The following is a 1,337-nucleotide window of genomic DNA, read 5'->3' on the forward strand; positions in this document are numbered from 1 at the left end:
TGGTGCCATCTTTGACTGAACCGCCACAACCGCATACTTTTTTAAGCTCTGCAGCGAGCAGTTTCAAAGGCGCGTCGTCTAGGTCTAATCCTGAAACGATACAAACGCCTTTGCCTTTACGGCCTTTGGTTTGGCGCTGAATACGAACAATACCGTCGCCTTTAGGACGAGCTATTTTTTCTTCTTCCGGTTTAATGCGTCCGGTTTCTGTTGAATATACCAGGGTCATTCTGTTATTTCTTTTGCTGTTGTGCCTGTGCTTGCATCGCTTTCTGCTTTGCAACTAAATAAGCTTCGATGTGTCGTTGAATAGCAGCTTTGCCGCCTTTAATGAGTTTTCCATTAAACATACAGTACCAACCGTTTGGTTCACCAGTGTCGTTTTTAATGGTATAGCCGTTAAAAACTTCTGATTGAACACCACCGGTTGGGTTTGCTCTTTGTCCAAGAGACGCGAATTCTTTCGGGTCAATGATTGATGCTGTGTCACACCACCAATCAATGCTCTTTTTCACCGCCGTCAAACTGCCTTGTAAAACGTGGTTTTTGATTTTAACCTTCCAAATACTGCCATCGGGTCCGCCTGACTGCAGGTTAAAACCTCTATAATTTGAAATTGCCATACCACTGAATCATCTGTTTAATGCGTTAATACAATCATAATTGTTACTGAGCATTATTCAAATATCGCTTGAACAAACCGTGCTCTATTCAACTATTTCTAACACAAAACGTATCGCGTAAACGTTAATCACTTTGCACTATTAATACAATCTTCAAGAAACTCATGGAACTTGTGACCATTGTTTTGAAGCATTTTAGGAAACATTGAAATTGGCGTCATTCCTGGGAATGTATTCACTTCATTCAAGTAAATTTCGTTATCTTCCGTAAGGAAAAAGTCGATGCGAGACAAATGACGAAGGTTCATTTGTTTGAATACGGTTTCTGACGCATGACGAATCTTATCGATCTGTTCTTGAGTCAGGTTCTTCGCTTCTACTTCTGTTAATGAATGGCTTGAACTGCTGTATTTTTCATCGTATGAGTAAAATGCACCATCGGGTGCGATCACTTCACCTGGCTTAGTGATGTGCAGTTCACCGTTCATTTCATAAGCTGCGACTTCTAACTCACGAGGTTTTACCGCTTTCTCTACAAGTACTTGATCTGAATAACCAAACGCATCGTTTACTGCTTTAGCGATAGCTTGTTTTTCCGCTACACTGTAACACCCAACAGACGAGCCCTGACGTGCAGCTTTAACAAACACTTTTCCCCACTTTTCAAAGGCTTGTTCAGCTTGTCTGTGAGCGTGTTCATCATTGCGAGTTAGG

At 41.6% G+C, this 1,337-nt stretch carries 2 protein-coding genes and 1 pseudogene; all 3 read right to left on the reverse strand.

Features of this window, described 5'->3' with window-relative positions; translation table 11 throughout:
• Nucleotides 1-229: stress response translation initiation inhibitor YciH (locus tag R7F07_RS24870; RefSeq protein ID WP_318110619.1), on the reverse strand; the 229-nt coding region annotated here is incomplete at its 3' end.
• Nucleotides 230-233: 4 nt separating this feature from the next.
• Nucleotides 234-623, reverse strand: coding sequence for a DUF3319 domain-containing protein (locus tag R7F07_RS24875; protein WP_005498869.1), 390 nt, complete (start codon nt 621-623; stop codon nt 234-236).
• 128 nt (nt 624-751) lie between these two features.
• Nucleotides 752-1,337: pseudogene (locus R7F07_RS24880) on the reverse strand (D-alanine--D-alanine ligase A); the annotation flags it as partial.

Source organism: Vibrio sp. YT-16 (genome assembly GCF_033337405.1).
Taxonomy (GTDB): Bacteria; Pseudomonadota; Gammaproteobacteria; order Enterobacterales; family Vibrionaceae; genus Vibrio; species Vibrio alginolyticus.

Bases quoted from the DNA above. Each gene is read 5' to 3' on its own strand.
- R7F07_RS24875 (WP_005498869.1), bottom strand. From the start codon at position 623: ATGGCAATTTCAAATTATAGAGGTTTTAACCTGCAGTCAGGCGGACCC.